Below are 19,064 nucleotides of genomic sequence, written 5' to 3'. Positions count from 1 at the left end.
ACGTCGCCTGGGCCCGGCGGGGTGCCGCCCTGATCCACGAGACACCCCCTTAGGGTGCGGAGCATGGACGGTGCCGCCGAGATGTTCGGCCGTGACAAGGCTTCCTCGTCGCTCGGGATGACGGTCGTGAAGCTGGAGCCCGGGCGCGCGGTGCTGGAGATGACGGTCACCGACGTCATGGTCAACGGGCACGGCATCGCGCACGGCGGCTACGTGTTCCTGCTGGCCGACTCGGCCTTCGCGGGCGCCTGCAACTATCCGGGCGCGGTCACGGTCGCGGCGTCGGCGGAGATCGTCTTCGTGTCGGCGGCTCGGGCGGGTGACCACCTGACCGCCACGGCCGTGGAACGGCACCGCGCGGGCAGGTCAGGCATCTACGACGTCACGGTCCGCTGCGGCGACCGCCTGGTGGCCGAGTTCCGCGGCCTCAGCCGCACGCTGTCGAGCTAGGCCAATTACGCTCAAAAGGGCCGATGGATTGGTGGCGGCTCCGAGGGAGATGTCCGGATGTATCCAGGACATGGGCTTTACGGGCGGCAGGACGAGTGCGCGGCGCTCGATCAGCTCCTCGACCGGGTGCACGCCGGCGGGCACGCGGTGCTGGTGTTGCGTGGCGAGGCGGGCGAGGGCAAGACGGCACTCCTCGACTATGTGGGCGACAAGGCCGGGGACGCGCGGATCATCCGGGTTACCGGCGTGCAGTCCGAGATGGAGCTCGCGTACGCCGGCCTGCACCAGTTCTGCGTGTCGATGCTCGACGGGCTCGACGACCTGCCCGCACCGCAACGGGACGCGCTGGGCGTCGCCTTCGGGCTCCAGGACGGTGCGGCGCCGGAGCGGTTGTTGGTCGGGCTGGCGGTCCTGACGCTGCTCTCGGAGACGGCCGGTGGCGGGCCGCTCGTCTGCCTGGTCGACGACGTCCAATGGCTCGACCACGCCTCGGTGCAGGCGCTCGCCTTCGTCGCCCGGCGCCTGGGCGCGGACCCGATCGCGCTGGTCTTCGCCCAGCTCGAGCCGAGCGACGACCATGAGCTGCTCGGCCTGCCCGAGCTGGCGGTGGCCGGCCTCGACGACGCCGACGCGCGCGCGTTGCTGGCCTCCGCCGCACCCGCACTACTCGACGAACGCGTGCGGGACCGGATCCTCGCCGAGGCCCGCGGCAACCCCCTCGCCCTGCTCGAGCTGCCCGCCGAGCTCACCTCGACGGAGCTGGGCGCCTGGTTCGGCCCGACCCGGACCCGGGCGATGGAGAGCCGGACCGCGCGGATCGAGGAGACATACGTCCGCCGGCTGCGCGCCCTGCCACCACAGACCCAGCAGTTCCTGCTGCTGGCCGCCGTCGAGTCGGTCGGCGATCCGACCGTGTTGTGGCGGGCCGCGTTCGCCTGCCGGCTCGACGAGGACGCCGCCGCGCCCGCCGAGGCCGCCGGTCTGATCACGCTGGACACCCGGGTCCGGTTCGCCCACCCGCTGGTGCGTTCGGCCGTGCACCGGGCGGCCGAGCGCAGCGAGCTTCAGCAGGCGCACCGCGTGCTGGCGGAGGTGACCGACCCGCGGACCGACCCGGACCGGCGGGCCTGGCACCTGGCCGCCGCGGCGACCGCACCCGACGAGTCGTTGGCCGCCGAACTGGAGCGGTCGGCGCAGCGGGCGCAGGCCCGCGGTGGCACCGCGGCCGCCGCGGCGTTCCTGCGCCGGGCCACCGAGCTCACCCCGGACGCGGAGGCCCGTGGCCGCCGAGCCGTCGCCGCCGCGCAGGCCGCCGTGGCGGCCGGTGCACCGGACGCGGCCGACGAGCTGCTCGCCACGGCGGAGATGGCCGACCTGGACGATCTGCAACTGGCTCGCCTCGATCGCCTGCGCGCCCATCTGGTGTTCGCGCGCAGTCGCGGCGCCGACGCACCGGTGCTGCTGCTCGACGCGGCGCGCCGGCTGACCCCGCTGGACGGACCGCTGGCGCGGGAGACGTACATGGAAGCCTTGCTGGCAGCGGTGTTCGCGGGCGCCGGGCGGCTGGAGCCCGAGCTCGGCGTGCGGACCGTGGCCGAGGCGGCCCGGTCGGCGCCGGCCGACCCCGGAGCACAGGATCCCGTGGATCTGTTGCTCGACGGGCTGTCGGCACAGTTCATGCGGGGCTACCCGGCCGCCGCGCCGAAGCTGCGCCGGGCGCTGGACGCCATTCGGGGCCACGACGTCGACACGTTGATCTGCCTGGCGTCCGCCCTCGTCGCGGCCGAGCTGTGGGAGGGGCCGATGTGGCTGGACGTGCTGCGGCGACATGTGCGCGGCGCGCGCGAGAGCGGCACGTTGAGCATGCTCCCCATGGCGCTGGACTACCTCGCCAGCTTCCATCTCCAGGCCGGCGACTTCGTCATGGCCACCGCGTTGACCGAGGAGGCGGCGGCGCTCAACTCCGCCATCCGGTTGGTGCCGCCGCCGTACACGCCGATCATGCTGGCGGCGTGGCGGGGCGACCGGCCCGCAACCGCGAAGCTCAGCGAGGTCGGCGTCCAGGACGCGTTCCCCCGCGGCGAGGGCAGCGCGCTGGTCCTGACCGAGTACGCCGCGGCCGTGCTCGACAACGGACTCGGCCGCTACGCGACGGCACTTGCCGCGGCCAAGCGCGCCACCGCCGGCGACCAGCTCGTGGCCAAGTCGTGGGCGCTGCCCGAACTCGTGGAGGCCGCCGCGCGGCTGGAGCAGTGGGACGTCGGGGAGGCGGCGGTGCGGGAGCTGACGATGCGGACGCGGGCGAGCGGGACGCCGTGGGCGCAGGGCACCGAAGCACGCGCGAAGGCACTGCTGTGCCGTGGTCCGGAGGCCGACGAGCTCTACCGCGCGGCCGTCGACCGGCTCGCGGACTGCCACATGAACGCGCATCTGGCCCGCGCGCACCTGGTCTACGGAGAATGGCTGCGCCGCAACGACCGCCGCGCCGACGCGCGCGACCAACTGCGGCACGCACACGACCTGTTCACCCACATGGGCGCGGAGGCGTTCGCCGAGCGGGCCCGCAACGAGTTGCTGGCGACGGGCGAGACGGTCCGCAGGCGCACCCCGGACACGACGCTCGACCTGACGCCACAGGAGATGCTGATCGCCTCACTGGCCCGCGACGGTCGCACCAACCAGGAGATCGGCGCCGAGCTGTTCATCAGCCCGCGCACGGTCGAGTGGCACCTCCGCAAGGTCTTCGCCAAGCTCGCGATCGGCTCACGCCGGGAGCTACGGGACGCTCCGCTCGACACCGGAATGGCCACCGCAGCCAGGTAGTCCCGGGCGTTCCGTGCGCCTGGAACCGGACGTCCGGGACGGAACCCGGCCCGGTGCCCGGGACCCGTGGACCGGGTGACCCGGGGTTTCGACAGGCCTGAGCGCACCACGTGCACGGCGACAGTGGCTCGGTCAACGCAACCGAGTCCAAGGAGTTTCGCCGTGACGACCTGCTACCCCACAGCGGAGACCAGCCTGTTGAGCGCCGTCGCCCATGACGAGCTGCGCCTGTTCTACCAGCCGATCGTGCGCGTCGCGGACCGCGCGGTCGTGGCCGTGGAGGCCCTGGTGCGCTGGCAGCACCCGGAACGCGGCCTGATCACCCCGGACCAGTTCCTGGCGGCGGCCCACGAGGGCGGCCACATGCCGTTGCTCGACCGGTGGGTCCTCCACCGCGCCTGCCGCGACCTGGTCGCGCTGCGCGACTCCCTCGGCGGCCTGGCGCCCAGGCACGTCAACGTCAACCTCTCCGCGCCCACGCTGGCGACCGACTTCGCCGAGCCCGTCACCACCGCGCTGCGGCGCACAGGTCTGCCCGCCGAGCATCTGCGCCTGGAGCTGGCCGAAGGAGCCGACCTCGACACCCTCACCCACGCCGGGCCGTGCCTGCAGAGCTTGATCGCGCGTGGCGTCGGGGTCGCGCTCGACGACATGGGAACCGGCTCCACCGACCTGCGCTACCTGTCCCGCCTGGCCCTGCACGGCATCAAGATTGACAAGGAGTTCGTGGCCGGCATGCTGACCAACCCGCGCGACCACGCGATCGTCTCGATGCTCACCGACCTCGCACACGGCCTGCGGCTGCACGTCACCGCCGAAGGAGTGGAGACCGCCGAACAGCTCGCGGCGCTGGCCCGGATAGGTGTCACCTACGCGCAGGGCTACCACTTCGCGCCGGCGCTGACCCTGACCGAGCTGGCCGGCACCCTGCGCTAGCGGAAGATCCACCAGCGGGCGGCGACGTAGTTGAACAGCGCGACGAACGCCGCCGCGAGCAGCCGGGCCGGTGCCAGGCCCGCGCCGAGTGCCGTCAGGCCGCTCGTCACGCCCACGGTCAGCAGGTAGTCGCCCACCATGACCACCGTGTAGCGCGACGCCTCCCCCACGACCGGCGCGTGCGACTTGAAGTTCAGCGTCCGGTTGAGCACGTAGTTCAGCGTCACCGCGGCCACATAGGACACTGTCACGGCCACCGGGACCGGCAACGGCGTCCACCGCCGCAGCGCCCACAACAGCGCCAGGTCGACGGCGAAGGTGAAGCCGCCGAGGATCGCGAAACCGACCAGCTCAGGGGTCACCCACCGCCGCAACCGCCGCGGCAGGCGGTCGGTCCAGGCGGTCAGCACGTCGGTCACGCCCCGATGATGCCCGGGCAAACCGACGCTTGGGCGAACGCGGGGTTCACCGCCCGTTCGACCGGGGTCCGCCCGGCGCCTCTACGGTGAGCGCGTCGAAGGAAGGGTGACGATGACGACCACCGCCGCCGCCGAGCACGTCGACCTGATCGGCGGCCGGCGCCCGATCGCCGCCCAGATCGGGGTGTACGCGTTCGTCATCGTGCCGTTCGTGGCGCTGGTGGCCGCCGTGCCCGCCGCGTGGGGTTGGGGCCTCACCTGGGTCGACGTCGGCCTGACCGTCGTCTTCTACACGGTCACCTGTCTCGGCGCGACCGTGGGATTCCACCGGTACTTCACGCACCGCGCGTTCAAGGCGAAGCGCGGGCTGCGGATCGGGCTCGCGATCGCCGGCAGCCTCGCCGTGCAGGGTCCGATCCTGCACTGGGTCGCCGACCACCGGCGGCACCACGCGTTCGCGGACCAGGAGGGCGACCCGCACTCCCCCTGGCTGTTCGGCACGTCGCCGGCCGCGCTGGCCCGCGGCTTCTGGCACGCGCACCTCGGCTGGATCCTCGACCGCGACCTGACCAACCAGCACCGCTTCGCGCCGGACCTGCTCGCGGACCCGGCGATCCGCCGCGTGCACCGGCAGTTCGGCCTCTGGACGCTGGTCACCCTCGCGGCGCCGGCCGTGCTCGGCGGGCTGATCACCTGGTCGTGGTGGGGCGCGCTCACCGCGTTCTTCTGGGCCGGGCTGGTGCGGGTCACGCTGCTGCACCACGTCACCTGGTCGGTGAACTCGGTGTGCCACCTGATCGGCGAGCGGCCGTTCGCGGCCCGCGACCGGTCGGCCAACGTCTGGCCGCTGGCGCTGCTGAGCATGGGCGAGTCGTGGCACAACCTGCACCACGCGGACCCGACGTCGGCCCGCCACGGTGTCAAGCGCGGCCAGATCGACGCGTCGGCCCGGCTCATCTGGATCTTCGAGAAGTTCGGTTGGGCGTACGACGTGCGCTGGCCGACACCCGAGCGGCTGAGCCGGATCACGAATGTCTGACGTCGGCCGGGCCGACCTGCACACCCACACGAACCGGGGCGACGGTTGGATCAGCCCGGCGCGGTTGGTGGGCGAGGCGACCCGGCGCGGCCTGTCGGTGATCGCGGTGACGGACCACGACCACGTCGAGGGAGCGCGGCGGGTCGCGGAGATCCTGGACGCCTCGCAGCACCCGACGCTCCAACTGATCACCGGCGTCGAGGTCTCCACCCGCCAGGGGCATCTGCTCGGGCTGTTCGTGGAGCACGCGCCCAAGCCCATGCGGTCGGTCGAGGAGAGCATCGACGCCATCAAGCAACAGGGCGGCCTGGTGGTCCTGCCGCACCCGCTGGGCCGGTTGGTGCCGAGCCTGAGCCGGCGCCGGATCGAGTCGCTGCTCGCCGCGGGCTACGAGATCGACGGGATCGAGATCTACAACCCGAGCCCGGCCAACGCCGCACACCGCCACACCGTGCGGCAGGCCAACAAGGACTGGGGTCTGGCCGAGATTGGTTCCAGTGATGCGCACTTCTGGCAGCACGTCGGCGCGGGCCACACGCGCTTCGCCGGCACCGGCGCCCAGGACCTGCGCCGGGCGATCCTCGACCGCACGGCGCGATCCGGTGGGCAGGAGACGCCGCCGGAACGGCTCAGCCCGGCCAGCTACGTCGCGCAGTGCGCCTGGGCCTGGTTCGTGGACCCGCCGCGGCGGACGCTGCGCCGGTTACGCGGCCGCCGGTAGCGCGGCCAGCGGCTCCTCCAGCGGCCAGAACCGCCGGAACATGAACCACTGTGTCGGGCAGTGGCGGACCACCATCTCCTGGCAGTCGAACATGTACTGCGTCAGGCGCCGCACCTCGGCCGCCCTCTCCGCGGCGTCGCTGACCGCGCGCGGGAACATCGGCGGGAACGTGCGGATGTAGTAGCCGTTGTCGGGGGCGTACCAGAAGTAGCCCGGCATGATCGCCGCACCTGACTTGACGGCCAGCGTCGCCGCGCCGGCCGGCACGTGGGTGCGGTGGCCGAAGAAGGTGACCTCCACGGCGTGCTGCGCGGTCACCGGCCGGTCGACGACGATCGCCACCGCGCGGCTGGCCAGCAGCTCCGCCATCACCCGGCGGGCCGCGCCGGAGACGGGAATGATGTCGACGCTCTTGTCCCGCCGGTGCCCCTGGAGCAAGCTGTTCAGCCTGTCGTCCTTGAACGTGTCGACGATCGCCGACAGCGGCACGTGGCGGGCGGCAATCGCCCCGGCGAGGTCCCAGCTTCCGAAGTGGCCGGTCGTGATGATGGCGCCGCGGCCGGGCGCCATCGCCTTCTGCAGACACTCCCGCCAGGTCATGCCCTCGGTCAGGTCAGTGGTGCGGGCGTCGACGTCGAGCATGTCCTCGAAGGGCAGGCACAGCAGCGACGCGGCGGTCCGGCCGTAGTTGCTCCAGGACCGCAGCGCGGCCCGCCGGACCTCGGGGTGCCCGACCGGCAGGCCCAGCACCTTGGCCATGTTGTCCTGGGTGACCAGCCGCTTCGAACGCCACCCGAGGTAGCTCGCCACCGAGACGGTCGAAGCGAGCCCGTGCCGCACCGGCCGCGGCGTGCGACCGGCGACGGCGATTCCCGAGTGGGCGAGCCAGTAGACAGATGACACCGGGCTCCCTCCGGGCCGTCCGCCCCGGCCAAACGCCGAAGCGACCTCCCGAAAGTGAGCCGGACCCAGCTGAACACCGCTCGACCAACAGCGAAATAGGGGGTGCCGATGCCCTGACCGTTACGGCAGGCGGCCGATTCCGGCCCAGATGCAGGACAGGCGGGGGTCGTCGGCGAAGTGTTTCGGGTCTTCCGGGCCCGGGCGCCACTGCGGAGCCCAGACGATACCGGGGTCGACCATTTCGGCGTCGCCGAAGAAGCGGGCCACGCCGTCGTGGGTGCGGCCGCCGGCCGGGGTTGCCGTGCGTTGCCCGTACACCTGCTGCACCTGGTCGTGTTCCTCGCTGGTGACCGTGGCCGCGGCTCCCTCGCTGGCGCCGTGTGAGAGCAGGATGTGGCTGCCGGGCGCGAGCGCGCCGCGAAACTCGTCGACGAGCCCGTAGGCCACGTCGTCGTCGGGGACGAAGTGCAGGACCGCGCAGAGCAGCACGGCCACCGGCTGGTCGAAGTCGAGCATCTTGCGTACGCGGGGATGGTCCAGGATGTCCCGGGGTTTGCGCATGTCGGCGTGGATCGCCAACGTGCGCGCGTTGCCGGCGAGCAGTTCCTGGCTCTCGGACACGGCGATCGGGTCGATGTCCACATAGACCACTCGCGAGTCGGGCGCGATGCGCTGGGCGATCTGGTGCACCGGACCCTGGGTCGGCATGCCGGAGCCGAGGTCGAGGAACTGCCGCACGCCGGCGTCGGCGAGGAAGCGCACGCCGCGGCGCAGGAACGCGCGGTTGGCCTTGGCCATCGCGGGCGCGGCCGGCATCATCGCGACGACCTGCGCGGCGGCCTCGCGGTCAGCGGGAAAGTTGTGCAGGCCGTCGAGGAAGAAGTCGTAGATCCTGGCCGCGGTGGCGGGCTTCTTCGTGCGGTCGGTATCCATGCGGGTCAACGTTAGTCGACGGGTGCGTACCACTGTGCCCCGTGACCCGGATCCGCTGTGACTGCTTGCGGTTCCAGCCCACGGTCATGCCGTGCCTACGCAGCACGGGAAACGCCACGTCGTCGAGCACTCGCTCGAGATCGCGACGATCCTGGCACGAAGCCGGCGCGCACTCTCAGCACGGCGGATCGGCGGTCCCGCACAGCCGCTGGGCGGCCGTCGTCGCGGATCGCCGAAGGTCGTCGGGTGTCGTGCCGGCTCGCGGAATCAGGACGGTCACCAGGTCGCCGACCCTCAGGTACGCGGAGAACTCCTCACTCATCTGCTCGACGACTCTGCCGGTCGCGGCATTCCGGGTGATGCCCGCGTGCCGCACGAGGATCGAGTCGTCGCCCGCGAAGCCGCTCGCGACGATCGACCAGCGGTGCTCGGCGCGCACCTCGACCGTGCCGTCCGGCCGTTCGATCACGCCTGTCTGCGTGAAGCCGTCGCAGGCCAGGGTCGCCGCGCGGAGGTCGCGCAGGAAGGCGGCGGCCTGCGGTCCGGAGAGGCGGTACGCCCGTTGCTTGAGGACGAACGGCTGGGCCGGCCGGTCGATCTCCGTGCCTAGCAGGAGGGACTGGCTCAGGGAATATCGTGGACTGACCGCGAGTAGTGCGGGGCTGCGCTGCTGGACGCACAGCTCGAGCATGATGTCGAGCCTGATCGGCGCGAACGCGTCCGCGCCTTCGTCCGCGGTGTCCGGCCCGGCGTCGACGTCCTCCGGCCGCAGCAGGGCGGACCGGGGGATCTCCACCGGCTCGGCGGAAACGGTCGGTGAGATCGTGGGCGGTGGGGCGGGGTCCCGGTCAGGCCAGGCCACGGCGGCCGCCCCGGCGGTCACCACCGTCGCGAGCGCCACCGCGGCGACCGCCCGCTGTCGCCGGTGACGGACCCGGCGGCGCAGTTCGTCGCCCGGCGGGAGCCGCACCGCGGTCAGGTCGCCCCGCACGTCGTCCATGAGGTCGTGCAGCTCAGGCATCGGCGTGCTCCCCGGAGTCGACGGCCAGCAGTGCGGTCAGCGCGGCCCGGCCGCGGTGCAGCCGGGCCTTGACCGTGCCGAGCGGGACGCCGGTCTCCCGCGCGATGTCCATGACCGGCATGCCCAGCAGGTAGTGCATCGCGATGGCGACCCGCTGCTCCTCCGGAAGTCGACGCAGTGCCGCGACCACCGCGACCGTGTTGAGACTGGGGGCGGGAACGGGGTCCGCCGCTCCGTGCCGGAGGTACGCCCGCGCCCGGCCGCGGATCCGCCGCCACCGCGAGATCGCGATCCGATTCGCGACGGTCCGCAGCCATGACTCGGGGTCGTCGTATCCCTCGATGGTGGACCAGTGCTGCCAGGCCCGCATGTACGCCTCCTGCACCACGTCCTGCGCCTCGGTCAGGTCGCCGGTGAGCAAGAAGACGTACCCGAGCAGCCGCCGGCGGCTGCCCTGGTAGAACTCGTCGAACTCGGCGCCGTTCGCCAACGCACCTACCTCCGTGGGATCGATGCAAAGGAACACGCACGGAGCCGGGGAGAGGTTGCCGTCGACATTCCCGGTTCCGGCTGTGCCCGGCTGGCGTCGGGGCGATCTCGTGGTGATACTCAGCCATGGAGAAGGCTCGATCCGGACCCCTTGCTCGCGATCTGGCGCATGCGTTGCGGACCGGGCCGTTCTCCGCGGCCCTGCATCTGGCCATCGAGGACCGCGGGATCCGGCCCGAGGAGATCCAGGCGCGGCTGGCCGCCGCCGGGATCAGCGTCAGCCTCGCCACCCTCAGCTACTGGCGGCGCGGGCGCAGCCGGCCCGAGCGGCCCGAGTCCATGCGGGCCGTCCGGCTCATGGAGGAGATCCTCCAACTTCCCGCCGAGTCCCTGATCGCCCAACTGGGACCGCGGCGCCCGCGCGGGCGGTGGCTCAGCCAACCGCCGGGCACCATCGACATCGACCGGTTGTTCGAGAACGGCGCCAGCGTCTCGCGGATCATGAGTGAGCTCGACCGGTGGATGTACCACGAGCTCACCCGGATCAGCATGCACGACCTCTATCTCGTCGGGCCCGACCGGCAGGAGCGCAGCCTCACCTGCCGCCAGGTGTTGCGGGCCAACGTCGACCGCGTCTCGCGTACCGTCGGGATCTTCCGGACCGACGATCTTGGGGCTCCGCTGAGTGTCCGACCGCTGCGGAACTGCCGTGTCGGGCGTGTGCGGTCCGACTCCGGGTCCGGGTTGCTCGCCGCCGAGATCATTTTCGATCGGATGCTGTCGCAAGGGGACACCGCGGTCATCGAGTACGCGTTCGAGAGCGGGTCCACCGTCGCGACCGACGACTACTACCACGGGTTCTCCGTGCCGGTCGGCGAGTACGTGCTCGAGGTGCAGTTCGACCACGACGCCGTGCCGGCCCGGTGTTACCGCTTCGAACGGCGTGGGCTGCACGCGCCCGACCAGGGCGTACGCGAAGTCTGGATCGGTTCGACCCACGGCGCGCATCTCGTCGCCGCGGACGTGCCGCCCGGGATCGTCGGCATGCGCTGGGAGTGGGAGTAGCCGAAGCTACTCCCACCCGGCCCTCAGGACGCGCTGATCGTCACGTCGTCGACCACCCAGCTCGTCTGCAGCGACTGGTCCTCGGCCCCGTTGAACCGCAGGGTCACCGTCTGGCCACGGAACGCGGAGACATCGACGACCTTTTCCGCGTACGCCGCATTGGCGTCCAGGTTCGTCGCCGACGCTACTGTCGTGCCGCCGAGGGTCACCGTCAGCCGGTCCCAGACCTGGCCGTCGTTCTCGGCCGTCGTGATCCGCACCCAGTAGCGCAGCACCGCGCTCGTGCACGCGGCGGGAATCGTCACCGACTGCGAGAGGTAGTCGGTGTGCGTCCGGCCCTGCCCGCCGAGCCACGCGCTGCGCGTCCCGGTGTGACCCGGATAGCCGTACGCCGACCAGGCCCCGATCACGCCCGAATTCGCCGACCACGGCGTGGTGCCGGTCTCGAGGCTGGAGTTGCCGACGACCTGCACCGGCGTGCAACCGCCACCGGTCGTCACGGTCCACGTGAAGGTGGCCGTCCCGGTCCGCTGTCCGGAGTCGCGCACGGTCACCGTCACGGTGGACGTGCCGGCCGTGGTCGGGCTACCGGTGACGAGGCCGCTCGACGCGCCGATGGACAGGCCCGCGGGCAGACCCGAGGCACTCCACGTGTACGGCGTGGTGCCGCCGGACGCGGTCAGTTGCAGGTTCACCGCCTGGCCGACGGCCGTCGTCTGGTTGCCCGGGTTGGTGACCGACGGGTTGTTCGGGTTGGTCCCGCCGTTCATGAAACCCGTGTAGAGCAACCGGTTCGGCGACCCGGTGCCGGGGCTGGTCACCTTGCCGGTCGTGGCGTTGTTGACCAGCGCGTCGCGCACCTGCGCGGGCGTGGCACCCGGGTTGAGCCCGAGGTAGACCGCCGCCGCCCCGGCCGTGTGCGGCGAGGCCATCGAGGTGCCGGTCATCGTCGCGCTGCCGGTGTTGCTGGAGTACGAGGCGGAGACGATGCTCGTACCCGGTGCGAAGATGTCCAGACAGGACCCGTAGTTGCTGCTGCTGTTGCGGGCGTCGGTGCTGGTGGTGTTGCCGACCGTGACCGCCGCCGCGACGCCCTGCGGGCTGTAGTAGCAGGCGTCGTCGGACGAGTTGCCGGCCGCCTGCACGAACTGCACGCCCGACGAGATCAGGCTCGACACCGCGTTGTCCATGGCCTGGCTGCTGCACCGGCTCTGGCAGCCGATGCTGTAGTTGACCACCGCGGGCTTCGCCGCGTTGGTGCGCACCCAGTCGATGCCGGCGATCAGGTCGTCGTTGGTGCCGCTGCCCTGACAGTTCAGCACGCGTACGGCTATCACGCCGGCCTTCTTGGCCACACCGTAGGTGGTGCCGACCGCGGTGCCGGCGACGTGCGTACCGTGGCCGTGGCAGTCCGTCGGTGTGCTGTCGTTGTCGACCATGTCGACGCCCTGCCGCACGCGCCCGGTGAAGTCGACGTGGTTGGCGTTGATCCCGGTGTCCAGCACGTAGACGGTGGCGCCCTGACCCGGGTTGGCCGGGTACGTGTACGCCTGGTTCAACGGCAGGTTCTGCTGGTCGATCCGGTCGTCACCCCAGTTGGGCGGGTTGTTCTGCGTGTCGGCGACGGCGATGCGCTGCACGGCCTCGACGGAAGCGACGGCCGGATCGGCGGCCAGCCGCTGCGCCTGTTGGTCGGACAGCGTGGTGGCGAACCCGCGCAGGGCCGCGGTGTAGACGTGTCGCGCCTGCCCACCGAAGCGGCTGGCCAGGTCGCGTGCTTTGGTCCGGGCCGTCGCGGGCGCCATCGCCGAGTCCTTGAACACGACGATGTAGCGCCCGGCCACGGCACCGGGACTGTCGGCGTACTTGACGGGGGTGGTGGGTTCGGCGCCAGCCGGCGCGCCGAAACCGAGGACAGCGACGACCGCGACGGTTGCCGCGACGCCGAGTCCGAATAGTCGTTGCCGCAAGGGTCTCTCCTCCCAGAGAAGGTGGAGGAGAACCTAGAAGCGCGACCCCGCGGCACGGCAGCCCACGTAACAGCGTTCGTCGATTCGTAACGTCAAAACTGTTTATGAAGCCGACAGGACAGAGCGACCAGCCAGCTCGAGATGAGCACGGCTCCGACGGCGAAGCGGAGGCTCGCGCTCTCTTCGCTCCACGGCAGCGCGGTGAGGACGAAGGCGGCGACGCTGTTGGCGACGCTGTAGGTCGCCCACGTGCGGTGCCCCCGGCCCGCCTCCCGGCGGGCGAACACGATGCCGGCCACGATCAGGGACATGAACGCCACGGCGCCGAAGACGACATGTACGGTGCTGCCGGTGCTCTGGCGTTCGGGCAAACCGGCGGGAGCCCCGGCCGGCCAGCCGAGCGCGGGATCCGGGGTGAAGAGGCCGCCACCGATCATGGCGATGCCGTAGAGGCCGATCAGGATCGGTCCCGCGGTGGCTGCCCGGCCGGGCCGCAGCACGCGCCGCAGGCCGATGGCGAACGCGCCCGCCAGCAGCCCGGTGACGACGAAGTTCGTGACCTGCAGCCAACCGAGGTCGCCGAGGGTGAGCGCGCTCAGCGCATGCTCGCGCAGGTCGAATCCGGATCGGGTGAAGGCCTGCGCGAACGAGACGGCGACGAAGAGGACGCCCGCGGCCGCGCCGCACAGGAGCAGAGGTGCGGCGCGAGTGTCGGGGGCCTGCTGCGCCGAGGTGGCGGTGGTTGCGGTCATCGCGTTCCTCTCGTGCGGGTGGGTGGAGGGTGGTTGGCCTCCCGCATGACTACGAACGGGGACTGCGCATATGGACATCGGCCAGGCGGCGACGCAGGTGGGAGCGTTCGGGTTCGCTGCCGGCCAGTGCGATGGCCGCCCGATAGGCGGCGGCGGCCTCGGAGAATCGGCCGAGCAGGCGCAGCAGGTCGGCCCGTGCGGCGGCGTAGGGGTGGTAGCCGCGCAGCAACGGTTCGCCGGACAGTTCGTCGAGCAGCGCCAGGCCGGTCAGCGGTCCGTCGCGCATCGCCACCGCCACCGCCCGGTTGAGCGCGACCACCGGTGACGGGGTGAGAGCGAGGAGGACGTCGTAGAGCGCGACAATCTGTGGCCAGTCGGTGGTGGCGACGTCGGCGGCCTCGTCGTGGAGCGCGGCGATCGCGGCCTGGACCGCGTACGGCCCGGGCGGGCCGCCGGTCAGCGCGAACACCACCAGGGCCTGGCCCTCCTCGATCATCGCGCGGTCCCATCTGCCGCGGTCCTGATCCTCGAGCAGCACGATCTCGCCGTCGGGGCCGCTACGGGCAGCGCGGCGGGCGTGGATCAACAGCAGCTGGGCCAGCAGTCCCGCGATCTCGCGCTCGGCGGGCAGCAGCCGGCGCAGGATGCGCGCCAGTCGAATGGCTTCCTCGGCGAGGTCGACCCGCTGGAGCTCGGGGCCGGAGCTCGCCGCGTAGCCCTCCGTGAAGATCGAGTAGACGACCTGGAGCACTCCCGGGAGCCGTCTGTGCAGCTCTTCGGCTTCCGGCGTGCGGAACGGGATGCGGGCCTCCCGGATCTTGGCCTTCACCCGGACGATCCGCTTGGCCATCGTCGCGGGTGCGACGAGGAAGGCCCGCGCGACCTCGTCGGTTGTCAATCCGCCTATGCAGCGCAGGATCAGCGCCGCGCGGTCCTGCGCGGCGAGGGCCGGGTGCGCGCAGGTGAAGAACAGCTGAAGGCGTTCGTCAGGCAGGTCGCCGTCGGTGTCCGTCGGCGTCGCGGGGCCGGAACGGTCCGCCTCCACCTGCATGAGGGCGAGTCGCGCGGCGTAGACCTGGTCCCGTCGGAGCCGGTCGACCGCCTTGCGCCGGGCGGTCGTCATCAGCCACGCCCCGGGCCTGGGTGGCACGCCGTCGACGGGCCAGCGCACCAGCGCCGCCTCGACGGCGTCGGCCGCGACGTCCTCGGCCAGGTCGAGGTCGCCGAAGCGACGCACGAGCGCGGCGAGCAGACGACCACGTTCCTCGCGGAAGACCTCCTCCACCAGGGATCCGACGCCGGCCGTCCGCTCGCTCACGGGTCAGGCCTCGAACTCAGCGACCGGCCGCACCACGACCGAGCCGCCGCGGCGGGCGCCGGGACAACGAGCGGCCCAGTCGAGCGCGACATCCAGGTCGGGCACGTCGATGACGTAATAGCCGCCGAGAACCTCGCGCGTCTCGGCGAACGGTCCATCCGTCACGATCCGTTCACCAGTCGGATCGACCCGCACCGTAGTGGCGGTCGTCAGGTCCGCCAACGAGTGGCCGGAGACCCAGATCCCGGCGTCCTTCACCGCCTTGTCGTAGCTCACCCAGGCGTTGAAGAGGTCTTCGTCGGGCACGTCGGTCGACTCACCCACCGCGGCGCTGTGGATCAGAAGCATGTATTTCACGTTGAATCTCCCGCTGGTCTGTTCCCCTGAGATGCCTTGTCTCACCACTACGAACGAGCATGGCCCAGATGGACACCACCGAGGATTTTCCTCGTCAGCCGAACCGAAGCCGAAGACCGTCGAGCACCTAGCGGACATCGCCGCGCGGACCCCGGAGATCGTGCACAGGCCGCCTGGCGTAACGGAACCACGATCCGCACCTGCGTGCCAACGGACCCGCAGTCCAGGCGGGTCGCAGAAAGCGGTGAAGATCGCAAAGGCGGACCCGGTGCCGACCGCGGGGAACCTAGTCCTGCCAGCCATCGACGCCTTCGACGCCGACGCGACCAGCATCGAGGGCCCGGTCCCGGATGGAGATCCTCGACAACCTTCACACAAAACCGGCCCGAGGCGCACGTCGCGGGTGCTCTGTGTGCCCCCGGCGGGATACAGCCCACAACTGCGCACCGTCTAGGCGGTTGTCCCTGGTCACGGACGTCTACGTCGGCGATTGACTGCGCCGCAGGGGGTACCGGATGGGGGTCGCTGGTGTGGGTAGCTGCGCACCTGAGTGGCGTGTGGCATGGATCAAGACTGCATCGCACCCGTCTGCACCCGGCGCTTGTGCGCGATCATTCGCAGATTCGAACCATCGGCGGGCGGCGGGGGTCGCGAACCGGGGAACTCGTCCACGCAGGACGGCCGCGCCCGGGCGGCCGTCCTGTCTCTAGCGAGCATCATTTCCATGTCGATCCGTGGGTCAGCGGGCGACTGTGGCGCGATGTGAGCCACGTCGATTCGTCGCGCCTGCCGTGGATTGGCGAGCGTCGCCCGGTGTGCTGCGGTTGCGACCGAACCATCGCGGGTGCCACCAGGCGTCCCTGGGCGGCTCGCCGTTCTGCGTCTGGCCGGCGACGGAGTCGGGCCTTCCTGGCGCTGGCGAGTCACCCGTGTCGGCGGACGCCGTCGCTTCGGCGGCATGCTCGGCGCCGGTGACGCGTCGCCAGACCAGTTCCCAGCGTGCCAGGTCGACGGTTCCGCCTCCGGCTTGCGCGACGATCCGTCGCACCACGGCCCAGGTGGGCGGCCGGCGGCCGGTGAGCACCTCCCACTCGGGGCTGCCGCTGCGTCCCGCCTCCTGCGAGTCGGCACCACGGGTGCGCCACGCGTCTAGGTCGAGGCGCTTCTCCATTACCAGGTCCACGAGGGATGTGACCAGGTCCTGCACGTGCACGGCGTGCGCCAGGCTTGGCGGAACAGCCGTGGTGCGGAGCGGGTACTCGACCGACACGATGGGCACGTCGACTCCGCCCTCGCCCTCGCTCGAATCCGAAGGATCGGTGGCATTGGTCGGTGCCGTTGGCCTCAAGGCGTCCGCTGTGGACCGTGGCCGCTGTTGCTGGTTGCGGTGGCCGATTCGATGCAGTGCCCTGCACTCGCGCACGTCTTCCTCGGTCACCGCGCGGCCGACCTTCGCAAGCGCGCCGAGGAACTGCTCCACCGACGGCCAGCTCTGGTAGCTGCCGTTAGCCGTGGTCGAGAAGGCGCGGTGGTCGGTGTGAGTAACTTTGCCCATGGCCCGGTACGAGATGTCGCGGCCCTTGAGCAGACGGAGTTTCTCGGCGAGGAGCTTCGCCGGCCTGTGGTCGGGAATCGGCAACGGGCGACGGCCGGCCATCACATCACCCCTTTTCGAGCGTGGCGCCGTCTGGACGACGAAAAGCCACGCGGGGGCCAACGGGTTAGGGCAGCCACTGTGGACACCTCCCTGGACGGGCTGCGCCGCCGCGTCGCCGGTATCGACCGCGGCTGCGCCAGCCACCTCTGAGGTTCAAGGCTCGCGTCCCGCCGGCCAGGCAGTCGGCCAGGTGACCAGCCGTCCGTCAACGGAACGCTCAGAGCAGCGTATGCACCTCAGTTAGTGCAATTCGGCGAATGTCCCGTTTAGGTGACACGATTCGACGGCAAATGGTCGTCTTCGTGCCGTCTATCGTCTGGTTTGCATCCATTCACATTAACCCACCGCGAATCGCCTGCCCGGACTCGCACCGGAGCGGCCGCACGAGCCGGCACCCGGCCCGGTGTCCGTTGAGGACCGCGCAACGGGCGCAGTCGGCCGGGGTAGAGGTGGGACGCCTTAACGAGAGTTCGGATCTGCGCATGATCGCACCCAAGCGCCGGCCCAGACCGGTGAATGCTGCCATGATCCACACCTCTCGCCACGCACGTGCGCAGGTCCACGCACCAGCGACCCCGCCCGGCATCCCCTGCGGCGCGGTCAATCACCTACGTACACGTCCGTGACCAGGGACAACCGCCCAGGCGATGCGCAGTTGTGGGTTGTATCCCGCCATCGAGATAGACCTGCGCGCTCGATGCTGTTTCCGCAGGTCAACGGCGCGGCTTCTAGGCGTCTAGGGGCGCGGCACGACCCGCCAAGCATAGGACCGAATCTGGTCGATGGCTGCGCGGCCATCGCGTTGTCGAGTCGTCGTGCGCAGGTTCGAACTCCACCTCGACGGTCCGAAACGCGCCCCTGAACGCACCAGACGTACGCTTCAGTCCGCCTGGGGCGTGCGGACCGAGTTCGTCGGGCCGCGCCGACGTCATGGGTCGTGGTCGATATCATCGGCCGGTGGTCGCTCGGTCAAAGGTTCCTCGGAAGGCGAAGCTGTTGTTCCTCGCCGTCTGGACGACGCTCACCGCGTTGTTGACGGTCGGCATGGGTTACTCCCTGTGGGGGGATCTCAACGGCGGGACCGCGACCGCGACGGTTGTGCAGGTCTACTCTCAGACCGCCTACACCGTCAGCTTCGTCACCGACGACGGCACGCGGTGTGTGACGCGGCGCAAATGGGAGGCGTCACACACCCAGGAATCAGAGACCTTCCAGGTCAAATATTCGAGGGTGTTGCCTTGTGACAACGTGCGGATCGCGGACACTGGTCCCTTGTGGTCCATTTACCTGACCCCGCCGGTTCTCCTAATCGCAGGTATTGCCGCATTTGTTTCGACCAAACGTCAAGAGGCTTGACTGGTCCGCTCGGCCGGGGTGCTCCACTTTCCGGACTCGCCGCAGTCGGTGACTGACATCCTCGCGATGACCCGCGAATCGCCGTCTCCGTTATGCATGTCGACGGCCGGCTCAGCCGGCAACGCGGCGCTTGGGGCCAGGACTTTCCTGGTACGCACCAAGCCGGCGACTTCGGGGACAACCCAGAAGCCGAGAGGATTTCGGAACGCGAGGGAAAACGCCGGGTAGCCGTGGGTGCCCGGGGGAAGCCAGCAGTAGCAGTCGATCGCGGGCGGCCGGGTCCCGGGCGAAGAAGCCGATACGCACTTCCTCACACGGTCGAAGGTCGTAGAGCCTCCCGCTCAGCCCGTCCGCCAACCCTTCGGAGATGTGTACGGCGCTGTAAAGCGTTACGCCGCTGAGCGAGCCAGGCGACCTGTTCTGGATCCGCATGGTGCTCACGGCGATGTCAGGATCGTTCGGTGGCGGTCCGGCCGGTGGGTACTCGAGCCACCATGCGACGCGCCCGGGCCTGTTGGCTCAATGCCATCTGGTCTCGGTTGAACGCCATTTGATCCCGGTTGACCTGCTGTTGGTCTGTGAACGCCGGGAGCGCGAAGATCACGGCGACCACGGTGATCGGCACACCATCAGCGCCGCGAGCGCTTGGACCGCGCCGGCGTTTTGATTCAGCCACGGTAGGAGGCCGGCACGGACGGCCAGGAACGCGCGGGAGAGCCATAGCCACCTACAGTATCGACGGAAGCCATCGAAAATCCCTGCGGCCGGGGCACTGTTGTTCGCGTAGTAGTAGAGGTTGACGAGGATGTCGCCTGGGCTTCGACTGGAGCCGGCGCCGGCCCCTTGCGGTGGCCG

General features: G+C 70.7%; 18 protein-coding genes. 7 read left to right on the top strand and 11 right to left on the bottom strand.

Going from position 1 to position 19,064, the window contains the following annotated elements; all coding sequences use genetic code 11:
- Positions 1–63: 63 nt before the first annotated feature.
- The 3 genes from paaI to Air01nite_RS38405 all read left to right on the top strand — a co-directional run bounded on the left by paaI (position 64) and on the right by Air01nite_RS38405 (position 4,209).
- Positions 64–450, top strand: coding sequence for a hydroxyphenylacetyl-CoA thioesterase PaaI (gene paaI, locus Air01nite_RS38415; RefSeq protein WP_203708335.1), 387 nt, complete (start codon positions 64–66; stop codon positions 448–450).
- 57 nt (positions 451–507) lie between these two features.
- Entirely contained in the window at positions 508–3,273 is a 2,766-nt protein-coding gene (locus tag Air01nite_RS38410) for a helix-turn-helix transcriptional regulator (protein WP_203708334.1), read from the top strand.
- Between the two features lie 162 nt (positions 3,274–3,435).
- Positions 3,436–4,209, top strand: coding sequence for an EAL domain-containing protein (locus Air01nite_RS38405; protein WP_203708333.1), 774 nt, complete (start codon positions 3,436–3,438; stop codon positions 4,207–4,209).
- On the opposite strand, the gene Air01nite_RS38400 is transcribed toward Air01nite_RS38405, so the two are convergent.
- Complete coding sequence (locus Air01nite_RS38400; protein ID WP_239091259.1) at positions 4,206–4,628, bottom strand: GtrA family protein; 423 nt, start codon at positions 4,626–4,628, stop codon at positions 4,206–4,208. The two genes, Air01nite_RS38405 and Air01nite_RS38400, sit on opposite strands and share 4 nt — an antisense overlap.
- 112 nt (positions 4,629–4,740) lie before the next feature.
- Here Air01nite_RS38400 and Air01nite_RS38395 point away from each other — a divergent pair, with 112 nt between their 5' ends.
- Together Air01nite_RS38395 and Air01nite_RS38390 are read left to right on the top strand one after the other, a co-directional pair.
- Positions 4,741–5,667: an acyl-CoA desaturase gene (locus Air01nite_RS38395; protein WP_203708331.1), complete on the top strand. Its 927-nt coding sequence runs from the start codon at positions 4,741–4,743 to the stop codon at positions 5,665–5,667.
- The gene (locus Air01nite_RS38390; RefSeq protein ID WP_203708330.1) at positions 5,660–6,388 is read left to right on the top strand and encodes a PHP-associated domain-containing protein; all 729 of its coding nucleotides are present in this window, start codon (positions 5,660–5,662) and stop codon (positions 6,386–6,388) included. Before Air01nite_RS38395 ends, Air01nite_RS38390 begins: the two co-directional genes overlap by 8 nt.
- On the opposite strand, the gene Air01nite_RS38385 is transcribed toward Air01nite_RS38390, so the two are convergent.
- The 4 genes from Air01nite_RS38385 to Air01nite_RS38370 form a co-directional block, all read right to left on the bottom strand.
- On the bottom strand, positions 6,371–7,291 hold the full coding sequence (locus tag Air01nite_RS38385; RefSeq protein WP_203708329.1) for a lysophospholipid acyltransferase family protein: 921 nt from the start codon (positions 7,289–7,291) through the stop codon (positions 6,371–6,373). The genes Air01nite_RS38390 and Air01nite_RS38385 overlap by 18 nt on opposite strands.
- A gap of 120 nt (positions 7,292–7,411) precedes the next feature.
- Complete coding sequence (locus Air01nite_RS38380; RefSeq protein ID WP_203708328.1) at positions 7,412–8,224, bottom strand: SAM-dependent methyltransferase; 813 nt, start codon at positions 8,222–8,224, stop codon at positions 7,412–7,414.
- A 175-nt stretch (positions 8,225–8,399) separates the two neighbouring features.
- Positions 8,400–9,245, bottom strand: coding sequence for a hypothetical protein (locus tag Air01nite_RS38375; protein ID WP_203708327.1), 846 nt, complete (start codon positions 9,243–9,245; stop codon positions 8,400–8,402).
- Complete coding sequence (locus tag Air01nite_RS38370; protein WP_203708326.1) at positions 9,238–9,735, bottom strand: SigE family RNA polymerase sigma factor; 498 nt, start codon at positions 9,733–9,735, stop codon at positions 9,238–9,240. Before Air01nite_RS38370 ends, Air01nite_RS38375 begins: the two co-directional genes overlap by 8 nt.
- 125 nt (positions 9,736–9,860) lie before the next feature.
- Between Air01nite_RS38370 and Air01nite_RS38365 the strand changes: the two genes are divergently transcribed.
- A complete protein-coding gene (locus Air01nite_RS38365; RefSeq protein WP_203708325.1) occupies positions 9,861–10,799 on the top strand; it encodes a hypothetical protein in 939 nt (312 codons plus the stop codon).
- Between the two features lie 23 nt (positions 10,800–10,822).
- Here Air01nite_RS38365 and Air01nite_RS38360 read toward each other — a convergent pair whose 3' ends face one another.
- The 5 genes from Air01nite_RS38360 to Air01nite_RS38340 form a co-directional block, all read right to left on the bottom strand.
- Complete coding sequence (locus Air01nite_RS38360) at positions 10,823–12,769, bottom strand: S8 family peptidase (protein ID WP_203708324.1); 1,947 nt, start codon at positions 12,767–12,769, stop codon at positions 10,823–10,825.
- 92 nt (positions 12,770–12,861) lie between these two features.
- Complete coding sequence (locus Air01nite_RS38355; protein ID WP_203708323.1) at positions 12,862–13,521, bottom strand: DUF998 domain-containing protein; 660 nt, start codon at positions 13,519–13,521, stop codon at positions 12,862–12,864.
- A gap of 49 nt (positions 13,522–13,570) precedes the next feature.
- Positions 13,571–14,839, bottom strand: a complete 1,269-nt coding sequence (locus tag Air01nite_RS38350) for an RNA polymerase sigma factor (protein ID WP_239091258.1) — start codon at positions 14,837–14,839, stop codon at positions 13,571–13,573.
- Positions 14,840–14,842: 3 nt separating this feature from the next.
- A complete protein-coding gene (locus Air01nite_RS38345) occupies positions 14,843–15,187 on the bottom strand; it encodes a YciI family protein (protein ID WP_373310567.1) in 345 nt (114 codons plus the stop codon).
- A 748-nt stretch (positions 15,188–15,935) separates the two neighbouring features.
- A complete protein-coding gene (locus tag Air01nite_RS38340) occupies positions 15,936–16,853 on the bottom strand; it encodes a hypothetical protein (RefSeq protein WP_203708321.1) in 918 nt (305 codons plus the stop codon).
- A 957-nt stretch (positions 16,854–17,810) separates the two neighbouring features.
- On the opposite strand from Air01nite_RS38340, the gene Air01nite_RS38335 reads away from it, so the two are divergent.
- Positions 17,811–18,209 carry a hypothetical protein gene (locus tag Air01nite_RS38335; RefSeq protein WP_203708320.1) on the top strand — a complete coding sequence of 133 codons (399 nt, stop codon included), beginning with the start codon at positions 17,811–17,813 and terminating at the stop codon, positions 18,207–18,209.
- A 600-nt stretch (positions 18,210–18,809) separates the two neighbouring features.
- Here Air01nite_RS38335 and Air01nite_RS38330 read toward each other — a convergent pair.
- On the bottom strand, positions 18,810–19,064 hold a 255-nt coding region (locus Air01nite_RS38330), incomplete at its 5' end, for a hypothetical protein (protein WP_203708319.1).

This window comes from Asanoa iriomotensis (assembly GCF_016862515.1).
GTDB classification, from domain to species: Bacteria; Actinomycetota; Actinomycetes; order Mycobacteriales; family Micromonosporaceae; genus Asanoa; species Asanoa iriomotensis.
The sequence above is the reverse complement of the archived record's forward strand: the minus strand, read 5'-3'. Positions and strand labels throughout refer to the sequence as shown.

Bases quoted from the DNA above. Each gene is read 5' to 3' on its own strand.
- paaI (WP_203708335.1), top strand. From the start codon at position 64: ATGGACGGTGCCGCCGAGATGTTCGGCCGTGACAAGGCTTCCTCGTCG.
- Air01nite_RS38410 (WP_203708334.1), top strand. From the start codon at position 508: ATGTATCCAGGACATGGGCTTTACGGGCGGCAGGACGAGTGCGCGGCG.
- Air01nite_RS38395 (WP_203708331.1), top strand. From the start codon at position 4,741: ATGACGACCACCGCCGCCGCCGAGCACGTCGACCTGATCGGCGGCCGG.
- Air01nite_RS38390 (WP_203708330.1), top strand. From the start codon at position 5,660: ATGTCTGACGTCGGCCGGGCCGACCTGCACACCCACACGAACCGGGGC.
- Air01nite_RS38380 (WP_203708328.1), bottom strand. From the start codon at position 8,224: ATGGATACCGACCGCACGAAGAAGCCCGCCACCGCGGCCAGGATCTAC.
- Air01nite_RS38375 (WP_203708327.1), bottom strand. From the start codon at position 9,245: ATGCCTGAGCTGCACGACCTCATGGACGACGTGCGGGGCGACCTGACC.
- Air01nite_RS38365 (WP_203708325.1), top strand. From the start codon at position 9,861: ATGGAGAAGGCTCGATCCGGACCCCTTGCTCGCGATCTGGCGCATGCG.
- Air01nite_RS38355 (WP_203708323.1), bottom strand. From the start codon at position 13,521: ATGACCGCAACCACCGCCACCTCGGCGCAGCAGGCCCCCGACACTCGC.
- Air01nite_RS38345 (WP_373310567.1), bottom strand. From the start codon at position 15,187: ATGCTTCTGATCCACAGCGCCGCGGTGGGTGAGTCGACCGACGTGCCC.
- Air01nite_RS38340 (WP_203708321.1), bottom strand. From the start codon at position 16,853: ATGGCCGGCCGTCGCCCGTTGCCGATTCCCGACCACAGGCCGGCGAAG.